This is a genomic window from Thermoactinomyces sp. DSM 45891 (assembly GCF_900119485.1).
In the GTDB taxonomy this organism is placed as follows: domain Bacteria; phylum Bacillota; class Bacilli; order Thermoactinomycetales; family Thermoactinomycetaceae; genus Baia.
In genome coordinates this window covers 410,221-429,586 of the sequence record NZ_FPJZ01000001.1, presented here as the reverse complement: position 1 = coordinate 429,586, position 19,366 = coordinate 410,221, and the positions used below count along the sequence as shown (strand labels likewise).

Genomic DNA, 19,366 nt, shown 5'->3' with positions numbered 1-19,366 from the left:
TATAAACATCTTGAAAAAGAAACCATTTTAGATAAAGAAAAAGTAGGTGATTTTTATGGCGTATGAATGTAAGACGAAAGAGACAGAGCATAGCGTGATAGAGTTTATTGAACTCATACCGAACGAGAAGAAGAAAGCAGATGCATATCAATTATTAGACATCTTTACTGAGGCTACAGGTTATACAGCAAAGATGTGGGGATCTAGTATTATTGGATTTGGTTTTTATCACTATCGATATGCTTCTGGACACGAAGGAGATGCGCCGTTAGTTGGCTTTTCGCCTAGGAAGGCGAAGATTAGTTTATACTTTGCACCAGGAGATGAAGCAAGGGGAGAGTTGTTAAAAAGATTTGGCAAACATACGACTGGGAAGGCTTGCGTGTATATTAACAAAGTGGCTGATATTGATATAGATGTGTTAAAAGGGTTGATTCATCAATCTGTGGACTTTTTGAAGAGGATTTACCGGTAAGTCTCTTCTGGGTTGGCTTATGGCTAGCTGTAAAGGTAGTTTTTTTTATAGAATTATTCTTTGATATATGACATGAATATGTTTAAATAAATATATAATTATTTACGAAATGATTATATTTCGTTGTATTGGTTTTGGAGGTTGTAAGGTTGGAAGTTTGGATTATGGATTTTATTGAAGGTCTTGGGGATATAGGGATTTTCTTATTAGTTGCTCTAGAAAATGTATCTCCGCCCATCCCATATGTGATGGTTTTAACATTAAGTGGTTTTATGGTGACGGAAACAAGTTTGACGTTTACAGATGTTATTATAGCTTCAACGTTAGGATCGGTTGTGGGTGCGAGTATCCTGTACTCTATAGGGAACATGTTGCGAATCCATTTGCTGGAACAAATAGTGGATCGCTATGGGCGCATACTCATGTTAAAAAAGGAAGATGTTTCCCGAACTCTTGATTGGTTCCGGCGTTATGGGATCTGGATGATATTTTTTTGCCGTATGATTCCGTTTCTCCGTAGTGTCATTTCGATCTTTGCGGGTGTATCAAGAATGAAATTGGGACGATTTTTATTGTTCACTGCCCTTGGCTCTCTGATTTGGAACGTAGCACTTCTGATCCTTGGATTTGCTTTAGGATTAGAGTGGGGATTAGTACTAGGTTATCTAAAAATATATGATCATGTGCTACTCGTGCTCACATATGTGTTAGGTGCCTTATTTATGATCTGGTATGCTCGGCGGACTTGGAAACGAATAGTAAAGGTAACCTAGATAGAAACGAGGGAAATGGATCTGTTCATGAGAGCAGATCCATTTTTCATATTATAATGCTCCCTATACCATCACACGTTTTAGTTGTGCTAAGTAACGAGCACGAACGATTAAGAGGTAAGCGGTTTGGATAGCAGTAAAGATACCAAGCGCCCATAGTCCGGATGTTAAGGTATTAGTCTTCGAAGAAAACAGGGGGTTTACAGTAGAAAGTCCTACTAGTGTTTGGATTCCAGCGAAGAACAAAGGGATATAGAAAAGAATGGAAATTTGCTTCGTGACAGCTCGTTTCATTTCTTTTAAGCTTAATCCCATTTTGGATAATTCATGATAATACCGTTGATCATGTTGTAAGTCGATAAATAGCTTGAAATATAAGAAGCTCGCTATAAAGATGGAAAAGATCGCCACAATGAATAGTCCGATAAAGATGGCGATACTAGTTAACTGTTTATACGTGTAGTGATTTTGTGCACGGCTGTCTATATAACCATCAAGGAGTTCATTTTCATTAACAGAGAGGGAATCATACCATTTTTGTAATTCTAGCCCTATTTTTAACTCGATTGAATTGGTGTCAGGTATGGCGTGGTTGTCCCAACTCGGGATTAGATAGTGATATCTATGGTCTATGATGTCAGGTTCAGAGGATAAAGCATGTACCATTTGATCATACGTTTTATCATTTACTACTGCTACATATTCTGATGGAAATAGTGATTTTGTGTAATGGTCTTTGATCTTGATTTTGCCGAGTGAACTAGTTAGTTGCTGATTTTCAAATGTTAAATGAGTTAGCTTGTCTGATACGTCTTCTCGTGTGACCAAAGGGGAATTAAATAATAAGACCTCACGATCTTGTAGGGAAACAAGCGGAAGAGAGAGTGCTTTAGCCATTTCCAGATATTCTGTATGGCGGATGAACCGTATATAACCTACCTTTTTAAAGGAAAGCCCTATCGTGTTCGAAGAAAACCTTTGATAGGCTATCCCTTTCTGTCTCAAGGTTTGTTCTATTTTTTGCGTAACAGAAATGACATTTTTCGTAGAATCTTGTTTCCTTGTGCTTGAAATGGTATAAGCAAAAGGGTCTTCGGTGTATGTGTTGTCACCATAGTTCTGGACTGCTAATACAGAACCAGCTGTCGAACATGCCATAGTGGTTACCATGGTAATGATGAAAAACATACGAGCATTATCCTTCATTTTGTAAGCTAGCTCGGTGATCCATAGTAAGTTTAGTCCGCGCCAAGAGAAAAGACGATTCTTTTTTAATAATCGGATGATGACAACAGATAGCTGTGTAAAGAAAAAATAAACTCCAATGATATCAAATAAGATAGCCAATGCAATATTTTCATTCCCATCTTGTGTCATTAGGTAAACAGCGCATGAAAGGGAGATTGCTGATAGTAGAGCAAGCCAGATGGACGCTTTGGGTTCTTTCTTAGGCCTGTTAGACCCTTGCACGATTTCAAGCGCTTTTCGTTGACGAATGAAAATCGTTGTCATGAAAGAAAGAATAAGGAAGAGTGCCATAAAAGAGGCTACTGTTATCCAGATTGCTTGCATGGGTAGATACATGGCAAGCTTTAAATCGAGTATATTCTCTCCAAACAATAAAAATAGCTTGGAGAAGAGGAGACCGCAAAACATTCCTGTACTTACGGAAGCTGTGCCTATCATTATATTTTCTAGAAAAATCAAGTAGTTTAGTTGTTTTCGTTGTGCCCCTAGTATAGTTAAAATGCCAAATTCTTTTAGGCGAGCTTTTAGAAACGCACTCATCGAGTAAAGTATAAACAAAAATGAAAAGAAAAAGGTGATGAGGGAAGCTAGGGTCATCCCGTAAAAGACGGTCGGAGCTTTCAAAATGTCAGGATGGTTAATAAATACAAGATAAGTAAAAAAGATCATGACAGCAAATGAGCTACTAAGAAAATAAGCAATGTAGGTAGAAGCATTTCTGCGTATGTTATTTAGCGCAAACTGTCGAAAGCTCATAAAGTAGTTCCTCCATGGAGTGTTGCTTGCAGAGTGAAGCTATTATACCGTATTCTTATTCCATTAAAACAGAGGGATCTGTAATAAAAACAGATCCCTCTGATGTATATAGTAAAATTAGTCGTTTTGATTAAGTTCTTTCCATATTGAAGATATAGTACTTAGGTATTTATTCCTCCTAAACGCGAACTGCTGAAAGTTCGTGTGCATTTCCGCCCAAGAATGACAACATATCGATAATTTCTTGGAAGAATTCTTGTCTGTTTTGTCCACGATGGATTTCGTTATATAACTCACCATCTTTAATGAAGACAACACGGTGACAATAGCTTGCTGCTAGAGGATCATGCGTAACTAACATGGTTGTAGTACCGTCTGTTTGATTGATTTTCTCCATCATTTCCATTACATTTCGAGATGATTTCGAGTCCAGTGCACCAGTAGGCTCGTCCGCTAGTAAGAGGACTGGAGAGTGGATGGTGGCTCGTGCGATGGCCGCTCTTTGGCGTTGTCCACCGGAAACTTCATAGGTGCGCTTGTTCAAAATCTCAACAATGCCTAGTTTCTCTGCAACTGCTTTTAGCTTCTGATCCATCTCCCTCAAGCTTTTTTTCTCTAACGTTAAAGGTAACACGATGTTTTCGGCGATGGTTAAGGTATCCAGTAAGTTAAAGTCTTGGAATACAAAACCTAATTGGCGGCGGCGAAATTGCGCTAGTTGGTTTTTCTTCATTTGGTGAGGGTTTTGATTATTAATCAAGATTTTTCCTGAGCTAGGTGTATCAATGGTGGATACCATGTTTAGAAGGGTGGTTTTCCCGCTTCCGGAAGCACCCATGATTCCTACAAATTCTCCTTGCTCGATTGTAAGATCAATATTGTTAAGTGCCCGTGTTGACACCTTACCGTTATAAATTTTGCTTAGTTTTTGGATTTCCAACATGCCCATTTTTTGAGCTCCTCTCGTAGATCGATTGATTCGATGTATAAATCTTATATATCAAATGTAAAGGAAAGGGAGAATGTCTACCATGGATTTAGCTTACCGTTTCCTTACTTCTTTGTAAGATAGCATACCTTGCATGTCCGATTCTTACACCATTACTTTCTTTAACTGTGCTAAGTAACGAGAACGGACGATTAGAAAATAGACGGTTTGGATAGCAATGAAGATGCCGATTGCCCATAGGCCGGTCGATATGGTACTAGTGGCGACAGGGAATAGTGGATTTAAGGCTGATAATGCTACGAGTGTTTGGATTCCAGAAAAGAAAAGAGGAATATAGAAAAGAATGGCTATTTGTTTCGTCGCAGCTCTTCTCATTTCTTTATGACTTAATCCCATTTTAGATAGTTCGTGATAGTACCGTTGATCTTGTTGTAAATCGATAAATAGCTTGAAATATAAGAAGCTAGCGATAAAGATGGAAAAGATCGCGATAATGAAGGTGCCGATAAAAATGGTAAGGCTCGTTACCTGTTTCAACGAATAGTAATCTTCAGCGCGACTCATGATAAAACCATCCCGTGCTACTTTGTCGTTATCAAAGAAAGTCTCTTCCCATTTTGATAATTCAATCCCCATTTGTACCTCTGGTGAATTCACATCAGGCAGTACTTGGTCGTTCCACTTTGGAAGTAGATATTGATCAATTTGATTGAGTGTATAGGGATCAGAAGCTAGGGCTTCGATAATCTGGTCATAGGTATGATCATTTACCACTACTAGGTTTTCTCGTTGAAGTAGTGATTCCGGGTATTGATGTTTTATTTTGAGCCTTTCTACCTTACTAGATAGTTTTTGATTTACAAACGTTAAATGTGTTAGCTTATTAATTGATTCATTTATCGGCGCCAGGTTAGAGGGGATAAAAAGGGCTTCACGATCTTGTAGGGAAACGTTCGGACAGGAAAGAGTTTTTGCTATCTCCTGATATTCCGATTGACGGATAAGACCAAGATATCCTAAATGTTGAAAACGAATGTCTACTGTATTAAGACGAAACTTCTGATAAGAAATTCCTTCCTTTTTTAACGTCTGCTCTAACTTTTCCGCTACATGGATGATTTTTTTATTAGCCTCGGTGTCTAAATCGAAATAGTGAACGGTATAGGCAAAAGGGTTTTCTGTATAGGTATATTCAATATATCGCTGGATGGCTAAGACAGAACCGGCTGTCGTACATGCCATGGTAGCTACGATTGTGATCATGAAGAACATGCGAGCGCTGTCTTTCATCTTATAAGCTAATTCTGTAATCCATAGTATGTTTAACCCATACCAAGAGTATCGCCGATTCTTTTTTAATAAACGAATGATGAAAACAAATAGTTGTGTAAAAAAGAAATAAAGCCCAATCATATCAAATAGAAGAGCGAGTGAAAGATTGATAAATCCACCTTGTAACACGAGGATAGGGGTTAATATGAGGGATACGACTGATAGTAATACTAGCCAAATAGATGCTTTTGGCTCTTTTTTTGGTTTGGTAGATCCTTGTACCATTTCGAGTGCCCTGCGTTGGCGAATAAGGATGGTTGTCATGAAGGAGAGGATCAAGAACAGCCCCATAAAGGCGGCTATGGTGATCCAGATGGCATTCATGGGAACATACATAGGTAGCTTTAGATCGAGTACATTCTCTCCAAATAGTAGAAACAGCTTGGAAAAGAGAAGTCCGCAAAACATTCCGGTGATCACCGAGGTGGTACCGATAAACATATTTTCTAAGAATATGAGGTAGTTTAGTTGCTTTCGGTGTGCACCTAATATGGTTAGGATTCCAAATTCTTTTAGGCGGGCTTTCAGAAAGGCACTAATCGAGTAAAGGACAAATAAGAATGAAAAGATAAATGTGATAACGGCAGCAACCTTCATCCCATAAGAGGCAGGTAATCCGATAGGAGTTTTTGTAATGTCCGGATGAAATACAAATATAAGATATGTAAAAAAGGTCATGACAGCAAATGAGCTACTCAAAAAGTAAGCAATATAAGTAAAAGTATTTCTGCGTATATTATTGAATGCAAATTGTCGAAATCTCATGAGCGGTCCCTCCATCGATACGATTTCCTTCATGAGGTAATAAGGGTACCGATTGCGATTGATCTACTGATAGCATGTTTATAGAAAATATTTTTATACTTGATTGTCCAGCTAGTACTTCTAAATATAGAGGGAAAGGAGACGGAGTACTATGTAATTAGATTAATCTTTCCTTACTTTTCTGTAAGATGTGCGGAAAGCAAACCCCTTTCAAACTGGAAGGGGTTTGCTTTCATTATCAGACATGGTCAAAGCTAAGGCGCACCGTTGTCCCTACTCCGACTTCTGATTCAATTATTACTCTATGATTTAGTTTTTTACAGATTTCACGTACTAAGTACAAGCCCATTCCGGTGGATTCCTGATACTCCCGACCATGTTCGCCTGTGAAATAGGGGTCAAACACACGTCGTAAATCTTGCTTTGGGATTCCGATACCGTGATCGCATACTTCTAACGCCACATAGTTACCAGCTTGCTTTCCTTGAAACGTAATCTTTTGCCCTTTTCCAGCAGAGTATCGAACTGCATTTGTTAGTAATTGATTCAGAATAAAGGCCAGCCATTTTTCATCACTGTAAACGGTAAGATCATCTGGAACTTGAATATCAGGATATACTTTATTCCGGAAAAATAGGCGGCGATTCTCTGCGATCACTTTTTTGACCAGAGGTGCTAAGGAGATAGGTTTTACATGGAAATCATGCTCAAATTCATCTAAGCGAGAAGCATATAGTACCATGTCCAAGCCTTTTCGGAGGCGGTCCAGCTCTTCCTGAATGCTCTTACTCTGCTCGTTATCGCCATCTTGAATCGTTAGATGGATCACGGAAATGGGTGTTTTCATCTGATGAACCCATTGATTAATAAATGTAATGTGATCCTGTAGTTTTTTCTTGTAGTGAATAATTTCATCTTGGTAGCATTGGAACTGTCTCTCCATTAAATAATCCAGTGCTTCAGGAAGGGGAGAGTCTCCTGATTTTTGCATTGCATCATCTAAAGCATCCATTGTTTGGGACATACGACGATAAAATGTTTTGTGGCTGATGAAGCGTTGGAACAAGTAAGTGGTTAAGAAAAACAAACTTAATCCCATCGAGTAAAATATGATGGGCAACTGCTTATAGCCATCGAGCCAGTAAAGCAGGGGAAATAAAGCCATTTGGATAAAGTAAAAAGCTAAAAGAGGAATATGCTCTCGAAAAAATAACCTCATGCTTCCCCACTCCATGTTACTTTTAGCATATAACCTGATCCCCTTACCGTTTCAACTGCTTCTTGTATTCCAAGATCTCGAAACTTCTTGCGAACACGAGTTACGTAAACATTAAGTGTATTATCATCAATAAAATGTTGATCATTCCACAGTCGATCTAGTAGTTGATCTCGACTTACCACGCGCATTTTCTTTTCCATGAGTGCTTCTATTAGTATGGCTTCTTTTTGGCTCAATTCAACACTTTGATCTTTTAGTGTAAGTAACATTCGCTCAGGGTATAGAACTAGACCCTCCACTTCTACAGTTCGCTCACCCTGATTCGCATACGTCCCATACGCTCTGCGCAAGGCACTGCGAATTTTTGCTAGTACGATTTCATAATGAAATGGCTTAGTAATATAATCGTCGGCTCCATTTTCTAAAGCCATCACTTGCTCCATACTACCTTCACGAGCACTAATGAAGAGAATCGGACACTTGGAGGTCTGGCGAATTTGTCTACACCAATAGAATCCGTCAAAGCTTGGCAAATTTAAGTCCATGAGTACCAAGTGGGGTTGAATTCTCATAAATTCTTCCGTAATTTGGTTAAATTGAGTCGCAATTTCTACTTGAAATTCATAACGAGTTAGATGGTCTTGTAAGAGTTGAGCAATTTTAGGATCGTCTTCTACAACCATAATTTTGTACATCAAATTAGTATCCTCTTTTCTGTGAACGAGTAGATCAATAAAAATATTTGACTTGAGAATATAAAGAATACAACATGTAAATTATTAAGAAAAATAGGGGTGTATAAAATGATATTGGAACGTAATGAGTATAACACATGTTATCGAACAAGTGACTATGAGCGCCGCGGCCCTTCTCGTATGAGTAGCATATCAGATGCTCGTGATCCGTTTGAAAAAGATTATGGCAGAATCGTTCATAGTTCTGCGTTTCGGCGATTGCAAGCGAAAACCCAAGTAATTGGCTTAGATGTAGGCGATATTCATCGGACCCGGCTAACGCATTCGATGGAGGTTGCTCAAATTGCCCGGGGAATTGTGATTCATCTAAATGAGAATCATGCTGTCTTTCAAGAAAAGCAGAGCTTAGATGCTTCACTAGTAGAAGCTGCCGCCCTTGCCCATGATTTGGGACATCCTCCTTTTGGACATCATGGGGAATATGCACTACATGAATGCATGAAACCATACGGAGGTTTCGAAGGGAATGCTCAAACCTTTCGTATCTTGACCCGGTTAGAAGGAGATAAAAAGCTAGGATTGAATCCGACTCGGGGCTTACTGATGTCTATTTTAAAGTATCCAATCCTGCTGAACAAAGCGATGGCAGATGCGACAGATCCAGCACAAACCCAGCATCCCCCAAAAGCAAGCGCCTATCAGAGTGATAAAGAGGCCTTTGAATGGATGTTAGCTCCCTTGACGACAGAAGAACGTGCGTATCTAACTCGTACAAAAGAACAACCTAACGGATATCTAAAAACGGTACATAAACCATTGGAATGTTCCATTATTGAACTTGCTGATGATATTGCATATGCGACTCACGACCTCGAAGACGCTATTAATCTCGGCTTTTTACGGGTAGAGGAGTTGGTTGATCTAGTACAAGTATTCCTCAAATACAATAAAGAACCCGCTCTTCACCAAGCTATTTCTGATTTAAAACAATTGGAATCAGATCGAGACAGTTTAAAATATCAGCTAAATCGAGTCTTTGGTGCTATTATTTCCACATTCATTCATAGTTTAGAAGTGCATCAGTTTTTTTCTGCGGATCAAGCTCCTTCGATGAGAATTTCTCATACGGTTTTGATGCCAGCCGATTTACAACTTATCTTACAACGCTTTAGTCAAGTTGTAATGGAGAGGGTCATTTATTCACAAAAAGTGCAAATGGTTGCCTTTAAAGGTCAGCGTATGATTCACCAACTTTTCGAAGCAATGATGAATAATCATCTACTTCTTTCCGAAAATGATCGTATCTTATATCAACAAGTTTCTGCCGACTCCGATCGCGCTAGGGTGGTTTGTGATTACATAGCAGGGATGACGGATTCGTTTGCTACCAAGATGCATGCTCGTCTCTTTGGTCATAGTCGAAGTTTTTTTGATCACTAGAGTTGACAGCTATTCGAAAGGAGCGTAAGATTATTCTTTGTAAAACCTTAAATTCATATTAATATACTAGGGATTAGTTTTTAGGAGGAATACGGGAATGAAGAAGTGGCTTTTAGGAATCGTGTTGAGTTTCTCAGTGGTGGTTACTGGCTGTGGTGGTGGCCAAGAAAAAGCAACAGGCACGGACCTTTACGATAAAATGAAAAACCAAGGATTTATTACGATTGGGACAGAGGGTACCTATAAGCCTTTTAGTTATCACGATGAGAAAACAAACGAATTAACAGGTTATGATGTAGAAGTATCAAAAGAAGTGGCTAAACGGTTAGGCGTTCAAGCGAAGTTTCAAGAGATCCCTTGGGATGGAATGTTGGCAAGTCTTCAAACGAAAAAAATTGATCTTGCTGCGAATCAAGTAGGGGTTAAGCCTGAACGAAAGGAAAAATTTGATTTTAGTCAGGCATATACAGTTTCATTTGCACAAATAGTGGTTGCGCAAGATAATAATTCAATTAAAGCGATTACTGATGTAAAAGGGAAAAAGGCAGGTCAGACGCCAACTAGTAATTATGGAAAGATGGCAATGGATGCGGGTGCAGAAATTAAGGCATACGAGGATATGATGACTGCTATGCGCGATGTGGCGGCGAAGCGAATTGATTTTAGTATGAATGATCGCCTTGCGATTGCTGAGATGATGAAGACAAATAAATTGCCACTTAAAACGGTAGGTGAAGCGATGGAGCGTGCAGAAAGTGCCTTTCCGATTCCAAAAGGGAACCCTAAGTTGTTAGAGGCGGTTAATAAGGCAATTGATGAGATGAAGAAAGATGGTACCCTGGAGAAGATTTCGAAGAAGTATTTTGGTGAGGATGTATCGAAGGGGTAAACTTGAGGGTTAATGAAAGGATTAACTAGTAAAGGATGTCCTATTCCGTCTCATTACTGGATGACATTTAATAGTGCGGATAAAAAGTAAAAAACGTGTGCGGTGTGAAGTGTCCGCACACGTTTTTTTATTCAGTTTGGAGTGGTCTTTGCAAATGTTCATTGGAGCATTATTTACCTCTACTGATTAACCCCCACTAATGCTAACGGATTGCGCACTTTTCCAAACTCCGATGCATGGGGTCGCCCTGCATCATCTCCATATCCGTAATCGAGCATCCGATTGCGGTTTAGGCATAGTTTGGTAAATTCAGGTCGTAATAGATCGAAGACTTCGAAGCGTTCTTCTAGTTGTGGGAAGCGTTTTTGATAGGATTCGATTACGTTTCTTACTTCTTTCCAGAAGCATTGTTCACTCCAACCGGTATGCGCTTCTAGCAGTTGTCCGAGGTAGCGGAAGTGACAAACGAATAGCCCTGTAAAGATAAACTGGCATAGTCCTTCTGGCTCTTCGCTTCGTAGTACTTGGCGAAGTTCGTCTGAAAGGGTTGCGAGCTCTGGCAATGGGTATTTGCTGACGTTAACATCGTCTACGAAGTCTTTGATTGCTAAGCGGTGTGGACGGTGGTCTTTTAGGACTAGGATCGTATTTTGTCCGTGTGGAGAGAAGACGACTCCATATTGATACAAATAATGTAATAGTGGAGGGAGGAGAGTAGCGAATAGCTCTTTCATCCATTCCTCTACGGATAAACCTGATTTTTCAATTAGGGATTGAATGAAGGGTTTCCCATTCCCGTCTACATAAAGAAGAGAAGCTAAGGTAATGGGTTGTTCGCCTTCGTCAATTAAGTTATAGATGCTTTCTCGCCAGATACAGCCGAGTAGTTCTAGATACTGATAAGGGGAACCTGCAATTTTTTCAAAGTAAGGGTGGCTTAAATTGATACTTGCATTTTCCCCAGGTAGAATCACTCGATGTTCATCACGTAAAAAGGAATCATGGCGATAGATATTTTGGATATATGTGGTGATCTCAGGTGCTAAGACGGTACGCTCACTTGGTAGTCCACGATAAACAAGTGTGTTTAGGATGCTCATCGGCAGTTTTACATGGTAGCGATCTTTTCTGGTCATATTGACAAAGGTGCGTACGGATTGCTGAGGTAGATACACGTCTGCGCCACGCCCCATAGGGATGATAACTCGGGTAGCAATTTGCTCCGCAAACATTTGAATCAGGTATTGATCCCACTGCCATTCATGAACCGGCATAAAAATATATTCATTTGTAGTATGTCCTTCTTTAATGAGTTGGTTTCTCCACTCATTAGCAAGTTCTGCTCCTATTTCCTCTACAATGAGTGTCTCTAAATCAACCTGTTCGACGGATTGAAGGTCGGTATAATCTTTGCGAACGGCAATCCATAGAAATCGAGTTGTTTGTCGCTGTTCGGGTGCATATGCAAGGTAATCTCCATAGCTAAAGCCAATTCTTCCTTTGTTATACGTAATCCAAGGATGACCTTCCATCATGCCCTCTAGATCGGAGTAGTCAAGTCTAGTCAGATCAAGGTCTTGTGTCGTTTTCTTTTTATGAAGAATATGAGCATCTGCGATTAAGGTTTGTTGATATTCACGAATCAAATGAGCTGCTGTTTCGCCAGACATCGGGATGATTGGTTGTAGCTCATATAGAAATTGCAAGGGATTGGTAGCTTGGGTAGTGATACCTTCCTGTATTCGTTTGATAGAGGAAGGGGTTACTTGATAGCTATCAAATAGATGCTTTTTTGCTTCATAGGTGTAAACAACTTGGTTGGCTACTTCTAATTCATATAAATAGGATTTTTGTTTAACGTCATACGAAATTTCCTTGGGTTGAATGATGTCTTCATACATCATTTCAGAAAGCATTTTACTTAGGAGTCGTACGGAAACTTCTCCCCAGATGGCAGGAGTTAGGATTTCCTTTATGTTTTGGCTAGATGAATTGATTGTCATCGTTTTCTCACCTCTAATTATAGCTAGGAATACGAGCTGTGCCGAATTGTTGAAATACATTTTTCTCTTGTACAGGATACACTTCAGAACCAAACAATGAATTAATAATGACCGAGTTTCGATATGCCCCTAGCCCTAGATCAGGAGCTCCTATACCATGACTATGAAGTTCCCCGTTTTGGATATAGATTCGGTTGTTCTGACAGCCCTGAGTAGCAATTTGATAATCCTCTTGGATGATGGGCCGTTGTTTTTCGTCGCGCTGGATATATTCGCCAAAAGGATGAAGCATGAGATCGACTTGAGAGGCATATCCGGTTGAAAGGATTACGACATCGCTCTGCTGAGTGGAGTTAACTTCTTGTTCGGTATGCTTGAGAGTTAATTCGTAAGTTCCGTTAAATCGGGGTTCAATCGACTCTAATGCGGTCATAGCTTGTAAGGTAACAGGAACTGATTGTCCACCTATGGTGCGTTCGTAATATAGATCATAGATATCAGCAATCGTTGAGGCACTAATTCCTTTATAGAGTAAATCTTGCTTTCTTCTTCGCTCATCTTTTTGTTCTTGGGATAGGGAGTAAAAATAACGAGTGTAATCAGGTGAAAAGTGTTCAAGGCCCAATTTTGAATACTCCATAGGGAAAAATCCATTCGATCGTGTATACCAGCTTAGCTCATAGGAATGATTTGGTTGATCTTGAAAAAGGCTTAGAAACACTTCTGCCGCGCTTTGTCCCGAGCCAATAATGGTAATCTTCTTCGCTTCCTGGCATCGTTTCTGCCTTTCGAGAAACAGCGAAGAATGAAAGACGTCTTGATCTGAGAGTTGTTGGAAACGCTCATCGATGATTGGAGTGGTTCCTATACCGAGAACGAGGTGCCTACAACGTAGCAGATCGATCTCTTTACTCGTTGTATCTCGTACACAAACTTCGTAGTAGTTTTGAGTTGGATCATCTTGTTGATGAAATTCGAATCCAATTACTTGTTGCCCAAACTGACAGCTGTTTAATTGCTTTGAAACCCATTGACAGTAATGACTATATTCCTTACGTGGCACATGGAAGTGCTCTAAGAAATAAAAGTGATATAGACGTTTTTGATGCCGTAGATAATTCAAGTACGAAAAGGGACTTGTCGGATCTGCCATGGTAACGAGGTCAGCTAAAAAAGGAACTTGTAAGGTCGTATTTTCGATTAATAAACCAGGATGCCAAGCAAATTCTGGTTTTTGTTCGAGAAATAAAGCATTTACCTCTTTTACAGGATCTAATAATGCTGCTAATCCTAAGTTAAAGGGTCCGAGCCCAACTCCAATCACATCATACAGAGTGTTAGATTGCATGGATATCCTGCCACCTTTGTATAAATTCGTTTCGATCGCAGAAGAGAAGGGCCGCTTCCTTACCAGGCAAAGGGATTTTCTTCTGAAATTGGAATCCACATTTTTCAAAAACATGAATCATTTTCTTATTTAAACAGTTTGGTTCTGCAACTACTTTCTCAGTCTCAGCGTTTGCAAACAATAGATGCGTAATCGCACGTAATAAAGGAAGTGCGTATCCTTTTCCAAGATAATGAGTATCACCAATGAGAAGATGTACGCCTTGATCAGCTGGGTGATATTCATAGCTATTTTCAAGGATGTCTCCTTTTACCCAGTAGGTCTCCCAATAGCTCATCGGAACCCCATCGATCAATCCGATATGTAAACTTTGATGGGGGTCTTGGAGAAATTGTGTTAAGTGTTTGAGATACTCTTCACGTGAGATGTTTAAATTCCAGTAAGGAATCACATGTGGCTCTTGATGCCACTGATAGAGCATTTCGAAATCAGCTTCTAACTGAACGGGACGAAACGAAATTTCTTTTTCAATCGATTTATCCCAAATGATTCGACGGGGTAACTGGTGTTTGCCCAATAGAAGAGGCTCCTTTCCAAAGCGGATTTGGAATCATGGTATAAATGGATTGTGTGTCTAGGGAACCAACAAGCTCGTCCATCTCATAGAAGCGGGTTAGGTAATTGGCTTTACAGGGCAGCTCTTCATGTTCCAACAGGCTCGTTAAGAACTGAGAAGAAGGACGATCATGAACCCGCCATGCTTGGAGCCTTTCACGTAGATCAGAGAGTAGAATCTCTTCTTCAATTAAGCCAGCATTTCCAAATGCTTGGATCAATCCAAACATGTGATTATAGATGAGATAGTACCGGAAACGCTCATCTGCAACCGCATCGGAACACATCGTTTGGCTTAAGGTGCTTACGTCCGGGATCAACTTTTGTAGTTCTTCAAACATCGATTCTGCGTAATAGTACCCCTGGTTATCGCGATAGAAAAACTTTACAGGATACCCAGCCATGGAAAGTTGTACTAAGCTATTTTGCTGATGAGCCTCTAGCGCGATTCCATGATGTAGATAGAGATCCAGCATAGGTTCGAGTGAAATCCCGAGATAACGCTGGAACCATTTTCGGCTTACCTCTGCTACCGATCGTTGCTCAATCTTAGCAAGATTTTCGATAATCTGTTTCAATCGGGAGCCGTGACCTGGATATATGTCTTGTCCTAATCCAGCAATTAATGTGACTTGCTGATCAAATCCAGAGATAAATGGATTTGATCGTAGCGTGATTTCAAATCCAGATTCTTCTTCAGTTGGATGCTGAACCGTGATGAAAGCAGGATCTGTGATAATTTGGAAGTCAGGATAACGGTCGTATAAGTTACTACCAATCGGGCTTTCCACGATCTTGGAAACTTCTACACCCCGTTCCAGTTCTTTATATTTGTTTACTCGCAAGGAGTTCGTAATTTGAATCGGAACGGAGCCTTTGATCATAAAGCGAGCCTCCGGATGATACAAAGTGCGTAACGAAGAGGTGGCTTGATATTCTCTGCCGATGGTCCCGAGATGATAAATCGTCCCGTTTACGATTGCGGATTGAACCCATTCCTGTTGGAGAAGTTGTTCTGCTTGTAGTGGATGAATGGGGATAATCGAAAAGGAATCATTTTCTTGGCAATATGTACTCTTCCACTTTGCAGGAATCGCCTGATCATTGCGTAGTTCCTGTTTGATACAATCGGTTGCACTTTCGGATAGATTCGATTTTTCGAGTACAAGGGAGTGATGTACACGGAAGTAGTGGAGTGGAAATGCCCCTTTGGTCTCAGGAGCATAACGAATTTGCTCTGATTCATGTAGCCCTTGTCTACTCTTTGGTGTTGGATGGAGGAGATGTCCTACTAAAAGTGATTGTTCTGCTTCAATAAAACTAAAATAGGTGTGCGTAAGGGACTCCTGATCTGTAGAGCGGTTTTCGATAAACTGGGTCATCAGTTGCTCGCTTTGCAAGATTCGTACGAGTAGATCACTCGGAATGAAGTTAACTCCCTCTAATGCTGCTGCTTCTTTCGCTAGCAGCGTGGCTAACCATACAAAATCTAGCTCTTCTACCTTTGAGCCTCTTTCAACGTAGAGTGGGAATGTAAAGAGGTGTCTCCCAGTCTTTGAAACATAGGAAATAGGTGCGAAAATAGTAAAACCAATTGATTTTAAAGGAATTTCAAAAACAGTTTCTACACCCACAGTGGTTGTAATGGATGAAGGTAGAGATTGGCGATCGATAATGGAACCAATTTGAGTTTCACGTAAAAAGCAGTTTAGTAGGTTTTGCATGCTGTGTTGCGTTGCGATTTGTCTACTTGGTACTTGCATGTGCGAAAAGCCCTCCTTCTAATTTCTTCCCGATCTCTGTTATTTCGGTTAATAGCGCTTGGATATCAGATCGTTGGGTCCGTGGATTCAATAATGTAAATTTGAGATAGACACGCCCTTGATACCTCGTTTTTGCAATGACAGCTGAGCCAGATTGTAAGAGTGCTTGTCTAATTTGATAATTGAGTTTATCTAACTGATGATCAGAGTAGTTTTGATTCACATCATTATATCGAAAAACAATAGCATTGATCTCAGGATTTGGATTTATTATTTCAAAAGAAGAATGATTCGCTATATCGTGCGCCACGTCCCTTGCCAAATCAATCGTGGTTTCAATCAACTTTGGAAACTGATTCTCTCCTAATACCTGCAAACTAATTAATAACTTACACGCATCAAAGCGGCGCGTTGTCTGTATCGATTTATTTACGAGATTAGGCACGCCCTGCTCCTCATCATCTTCCGGATTTAAATAGTCCGCATGAAGGCGAATATACCCGAAATGCTCCTGATTACGTAAGAGAAAAGCCCCACAGCTAATGGGTTGATAAAACAATTTATGAAAATCGACTGTGATGGAATCTGCTTGAGAGATACCGGCTAGTTTGACAGACTCTCGTTCACTTAAGATTAAAGCTCCACCGTATGCAGCATCGACATGGAGCCATATCGAGTATTGTTTTGCAATCTCAACGATCTCATCGAGGGGATCAATACTACCAAAGTCAGTTGTTCCCGCTGTCGCAATGATGGAAAAAGGTTCTAATCCTTCATCAAGTAAGCGATCGATCGTCTCCTGTAAATGAAGAGTTGACATTCGTTGATGCTGATCGACTGGAATGGAGATGACCGATTGAGAGCCGAGACCTAGCAAAGCGGCTGACTGTTGAACGGTAAAGTGAGCCTTCTCCGAGCATAAAATCCGTAGCTTGGATGCTTCCGGTGGCAATCCTTTTTGTTGGATATTCCAATTCCATTTTGACTCAGCATATTGATCACGCGCTAGATGAATGCCCATGAAGTTTGATTGGGTTCCTCCGCTAGTAAATACACCGTCGCTGGTTGGACTATAACCATATAGCCCGCATAACCACTCGATCATCCGATTTTCAACAAATGATCCTACAGAGCTTTGATCCCAAGAGTCCATCGACTGATTAGTGGCTGAGATAAATTGTTCTGCTGCTAAAGCAGGGATCAACGGTGCACAGTGTAGATGAGCAATCGAGCGTGGGTGATGAACAGCAATCGAGTGCTTTAAGACACTTTGAGATAGTTCGAAGAGGGATTTCGTCAAAGGAACACCCTCCTTCGGATAAATTTCAATTTGTTCTACCATTCTTTTGATTTCAGAAATGTTAGCTCCACTATATGGTTGTGACAGCTTGGCAAATTGTTCCTCGATTGCCACCCGGGTCGTTTCGGATGCTAAATTTTGATTAATGATGGAACCGACTGAATGATTTAGGAACCAATGATCCCAATTTTGTTCATTCATGAAATCGTTGCCTCCTGACGAGGAGAAAGGGTTTTTTCTGCTACGAGAACAGCTTCTCCGAAAATATTAGTAATCTCTTCTATTTGTTCGGACGTAATGATTAGAGGGGGCAAGAACCGCACAACGCTACCGTGACGACCGCCTAACTCTAGGATTAATCCTCGTTTGAAACACTCTTGCTGAATTAGACGTGCTAGTTCAGGATGAGCTGGATGGCTTCCTAAGTGATCAGGAGATTGATTGAAGTTGACGATTTCCGCACCAACCATGAGTCCTTTTCCGCGAACTTCCCCGATTGAATTCGTTACATCTTGGATGAGGCGTAATTTTCCTCGTAGAAGTTCTCCCATTTTATCAGCATGATCAGCAAGGTTGTTTTCTCGAATAAAGCGAATTGTCGCAAGCCCGGCGGCCATCGCCATCTGATTACCACGGAATGTACCTGCATGAGCACCAGGACCCCACTTATCTAGTTCTTCTCGATATACCACCACGGCTAATGGCAATGAACCTCCAATGGCTTTTGATAAGACGAGTACATCTGGTTCAATTCCAGCATGTTCAAAGGCAAACATCTTGCCGGTTCTGCCAAAGCCCGTTTGAATCTCATCAACAATCATGGGAATATGATGCTTCTTTGTCATTTCACGCACATGCCTAGCCCATTCATCTGGAGCAGGGATTGCACCACCTTCGCCTTGTACCATCTCTAAAATAAGCCCTGCTGGACTTGTTACGCCCCGTTCAGGATCATCTAAAAAACGCTCTAAGAAATGTTGATGAACTTCTATCCCCTTCTCTCCTCCGATCCCGAAGGGGCAGCGATACTGATAGGGATATGGTAGGAAGTGAACATCAGGCATCAGACCTGGCATGTCCTCCTTAGCTCCCAAGTTTCCCATCAAACTAAGTGCTCCATGAGTCATTCCGTGATAACCACCTTGAAAAGAGAGGATGGAGCGTTTTCCAGTGGCGATCTTGACAATCTTTAGAGCTGCTTCAACTGCATCTGTTCCAGCCGGTCCACAAAATTGGATTTTGGCTCTTTGAGCAAAGGAAGAAGGGAGTACGGAATAGAGTTCGTCGATAAATTCATCTTTAATCGGCGTTGTAAGATCTAACGTGTGTAAGGGATACTCGGATTCAACGGTTTCTAAAATGGCTTCCTTTACAACTGGATGATTATGGCCGAGTGCAAGTGTACCTGCGCCTGATAGACAATCGTAATAAACCTTTCCTTCTACATCTGTGATTTGAATCCCTACTGCTTTCCGAATGGCAATGGGAATTCGCCTCGGATAGGAGCGAGCATTTGATTCACGAATGGATTGTCGATCTAAATAATGTTGATTGTTAAATGTATTCGAACTCATAGAGATGCCTCCTAAAAGAGTAGAAAATGAACATGAGAATCATTATCACTTAAGATACGACCTCACTATAGCTCAGCTACAAATGTTTGTAAATATGTTTTTATTAAAAAAATAAATTGACAGTGATAATCACTATCAATTAGATTAAAGGTAACCTGTTTACAAGTAAAGGGAAGGGTTTGAGAATGGCATCCTATAAATCTAAAGTAAAAGAATTTCGAC

The 19,366-nt window shown here is 40.4% G+C and carries 15 protein-coding genes; 4 read left to right on the top strand and 11 right to left on the bottom strand.

The window, feature by feature from the left end:
* Positions 1-55 precede the first annotated feature (55 nt).
* Positions 56-475, top strand: a complete 420-nt coding sequence (locus tag BT147_RS02155; RefSeq protein ID WP_072330434.1) for a DUF1801 domain-containing protein — start codon at positions 56-58, stop codon at positions 473-475.
* A 149-nt stretch (positions 476-624) separates the two neighbouring features.
* Positions 625-1,248 carry a DedA family protein gene (locus tag BT147_RS02150; RefSeq protein ID WP_072330432.1) on the top strand — a complete coding sequence of 208 codons (624 nt, stop codon included), beginning with the start codon at positions 625-627 and terminating at the stop codon, positions 1,246-1,248.
* A gap of 63 nt (positions 1,249-1,311) precedes the next feature.
* On the opposite strand, the gene BT147_RS02145 is transcribed toward BT147_RS02150, so the two are convergent.
* From BT147_RS02145 to BT147_RS02125, 5 genes are all read right to left on the bottom strand, one after another.
* The gene (locus tag BT147_RS02145; protein ID WP_072330430.1) at positions 1,312-3,252 is read right to left on the bottom strand and encodes an FtsX-like permease family protein; all 1,941 of its coding nucleotides are present in this window, start codon (positions 3,250-3,252) and stop codon (positions 1,312-1,314) included.
* A 178-nt stretch (positions 3,253-3,430) separates the two neighbouring features.
* Entirely contained in the window at positions 3,431-4,201 is a 771-nt protein-coding gene (locus BT147_RS02140) for an ABC transporter ATP-binding protein (RefSeq protein ID WP_072330428.1), read from the bottom strand.
* A gap of 144 nt (positions 4,202-4,345) precedes the next feature.
* Positions 4,346-6,298 carry an ABC transporter permease gene (locus BT147_RS02135; protein ID WP_072330425.1) on the bottom strand — a complete coding sequence of 651 codons (1,953 nt, stop codon included), beginning with the start codon at positions 6,296-6,298 and terminating at the stop codon, positions 4,346-4,348.
* Between the two features lie 238 nt (positions 6,299-6,536).
* A complete protein-coding gene (locus tag BT147_RS02130) occupies positions 6,537-7,517 on the bottom strand; it encodes a sensor histidine kinase (protein ID WP_072330423.1) in 981 nt (326 codons plus the stop codon).
* Positions 7,514-8,212 carry a response regulator transcription factor gene (locus tag BT147_RS02125; RefSeq protein ID WP_072330421.1) on the bottom strand — a complete coding sequence of 233 codons (699 nt, stop codon included), beginning with the start codon at positions 8,210-8,212 and terminating at the stop codon, positions 7,514-7,516. Before BT147_RS02125 ends, BT147_RS02130 begins: the two co-directional genes overlap by 4 nt.
* A 108-nt stretch (positions 8,213-8,320) precedes the next feature.
* Here BT147_RS02125 and BT147_RS02120 point away from each other — a divergent pair, with 108 nt between their 5' ends.
* Together BT147_RS02120 and BT147_RS02115 are read left to right on the top strand one after the other, a co-directional pair.
* Positions 8,321-9,652: an anti-phage deoxyguanosine triphosphatase gene (locus tag BT147_RS02120; RefSeq protein ID WP_072330419.1), complete on the top strand. Its 1,332-nt coding sequence runs from the start codon at positions 8,321-8,323 to the stop codon at positions 9,650-9,652.
* Between the two features lie 97 nt (positions 9,653-9,749).
* On the top strand, positions 9,750-10,541 hold the full coding sequence (locus tag BT147_RS02115) for a transporter substrate-binding domain-containing protein (RefSeq protein ID WP_072330417.1): 792 nt from the start codon (positions 9,750-9,752) through the stop codon (positions 10,539-10,541).
* A 179-nt stretch (positions 10,542-10,720) separates the two neighbouring features.
* Here the strand turns inward: BT147_RS02115 and BT147_RS02110 are convergent, their stop codons facing one another.
* The 6 genes from BT147_RS02110 to BT147_RS02085 are packed head-to-tail and all read right to left on the bottom strand — an operon-like array spanning position 10,721 to position 19,144.
* Positions 10,721-12,544 carry an IucA/IucC family protein gene (locus tag BT147_RS02110; protein WP_072330415.1) on the bottom strand — a complete coding sequence of 608 codons (1,824 nt, stop codon included), beginning with the start codon at positions 12,542-12,544 and terminating at the stop codon, positions 10,721-10,723.
* A 13-nt stretch (positions 12,545-12,557) separates the two neighbouring features.
* The gene (locus BT147_RS02105) at positions 12,558-13,892 is read right to left on the bottom strand and encodes a lysine N(6)-hydroxylase/L-ornithine N(5)-oxygenase family protein (RefSeq protein ID WP_072330413.1); all 1,335 of its coding nucleotides are present in this window, start codon (positions 13,890-13,892) and stop codon (positions 12,558-12,560) included.
* Complete coding sequence (locus tag BT147_RS02100) at positions 13,882-14,424, bottom strand: GNAT family N-acetyltransferase (RefSeq protein WP_072330871.1); 543 nt, start codon at positions 14,422-14,424, stop codon at positions 13,882-13,884. Before BT147_RS02100 ends, BT147_RS02105 begins: the two co-directional genes overlap by 11 nt.
* Positions 14,425-14,428: 4 nt before the next feature.
* On the bottom strand, positions 14,429-16,270 hold the full coding sequence (locus BT147_RS02095; RefSeq protein WP_072330412.1) for an IucA/IucC family protein: 1,842 nt from the start codon (positions 16,268-16,270) through the stop codon (positions 14,429-14,431).
* A complete protein-coding gene (locus BT147_RS02090; RefSeq protein ID WP_072330410.1) occupies positions 16,254-17,771 on the bottom strand; it encodes a pyridoxal phosphate-dependent decarboxylase family protein in 1,518 nt (505 codons plus the stop codon). Before BT147_RS02090 ends, BT147_RS02095 begins: the two co-directional genes overlap by 17 nt.
* Complete coding sequence (locus BT147_RS02085) at positions 17,768-19,144, bottom strand: aspartate aminotransferase family protein (protein WP_072330408.1); 1,377 nt, start codon at positions 19,142-19,144, stop codon at positions 17,768-17,770. The genes BT147_RS02090 and BT147_RS02085 overlap by 4 nt, the downstream gene beginning before the upstream one ends.
* Between the last annotated feature and the right edge of the window lie 222 nt (positions 19,145-19,366).